Origin of the sequence: Blautia sp. HCP3S3_B11 (assembly GCF_052064435.1) — a bacterium.
GTDB lineage: Bacteria > Bacillota > Clostridia > Lachnospirales > Lachnospiraceae > Blautia_A.
On sequence record NZ_JBQHVP010000049.1, the window covers coordinates 1 to 1,412 of the forward strand.

The following is a 1,412-nucleotide window of genomic DNA, read 5'->3' on the forward strand; positions in this document are numbered from 1 at the left end:
GGGGAGACTGTCCGAAAACTCGGATAATCTAATCTGATGAGAAAAAGATTGATATGCTCTTGTGAGCGTTCAATATAAATTAAAATTGCACATTGAAAACTGAATAAAGTACACAGAAATCGTGCATCTATGTTTCAGATATAGTATAATGAAACCAGAGAAAAATTGTTCTGAGGTGAATTGAGATGCCATATGTTTCAGGTTTTGACCGTGACCAGCTGATGTGCTGTTCATGGGACGCATTTGTAGATAAAGAAAGTATTGCAAGGATAATTGATGCGTTTGTGAACCATCTTGATATAGGGAAATACGGTGTAAAACCTGTGGCAGCAGAAGGCCGTCCATCTTACGATCCTAAGAGCCTTTATAAGATATATATTTACGGAAGCAGGAAAGGTATCCGTTCTTCACGGAAACTGGCTGAAAGCTGTAAAGTAAATCTTGAAGTGAAATGGATGATTGGCGGTGTAGAACCGGATTTTCGCACCATTGCAGATTTCAGGAAAAACAACATAGACAGCCTGAAAGAGATTTTTTATGAATTCAACCGCCGGATCTCCGGTGCAGTGGAATGGGGATTTTCTTCCGTGGATGGAACAAAGATCCAGGCGGATAACGCAAAAGATAACAACTTCACCAAAAACAAACTGGATGACAGGATCAAATGGCTGAATGGTCATACAGATGAGTATCTAAGGATCCTGAATGAAATGGACAAGCAGGAAGAAACAGACGTGATTTCAGGAGAACTGACAAGAGAAAGTCTTGAAGCCAAGTTAAAAGAAGCACAGGAGAGACTTGCCAGATACGAAGGTTATCAGAAGCTGATGGAAGAAACCGGGGTATCCCAGCTTTCGATCACAGATGCGGATGCAAAACTCATGAAAAATAAAAATGGGTTTACAGTAGCATATAACCCACAGACGGCGGTAGATTCTGAAACACATCTGATCCGAGATTTTCAGATGACCAATCAGGTAACCGACCATGGATTGCTGGAAAGTACGATGCAGGGGATAAAGAGCTCTGAACCGGAAAAGATCATAGAAGTAGTAGCAGATAAAGGTTATGAAGCTGTGGAAGATATGGTGGAGTGTCTGGAGAACGGTATTATCCCACATGTCATAACAGATGATGGAAAAGACGGTTATGACATAGAAATCCCTTATGAAGAGGCAGAAACGGATACTGCCAGCACAGAGCCAGAAGAACTGAAGAAAGCACTGCATGCAGGTAAGATACCGGAAGTTTATGCAGAAGTGATACAGGATATGAAGGTAGAAACAGTCCGTCGTAAAGTGGTGGATGAAAAACGGGAAAACAGCAGTGTCTATGGAAGTCCTGAGGAAATGCAGGAAAAAGCAAAAGAAGGTTATTTTGTCAGAGATCCTGAGAGAAACCTGGTATACTGT

Annotated in this window: 1 protein-coding gene; it reads left to right on the forward strand. The window is 41.4% G+C overall.

All coding sequences use genetic code 11. From position 1 onward, the window contains the following. Window positions 1-185: 185 nt before the first annotated feature. On the forward strand, window positions 186-1,412 hold a 1,227-nt coding region (locus tag ACTNC0_RS18150; protein ID WP_441088482.1), incomplete at its 3' end, for a transposase.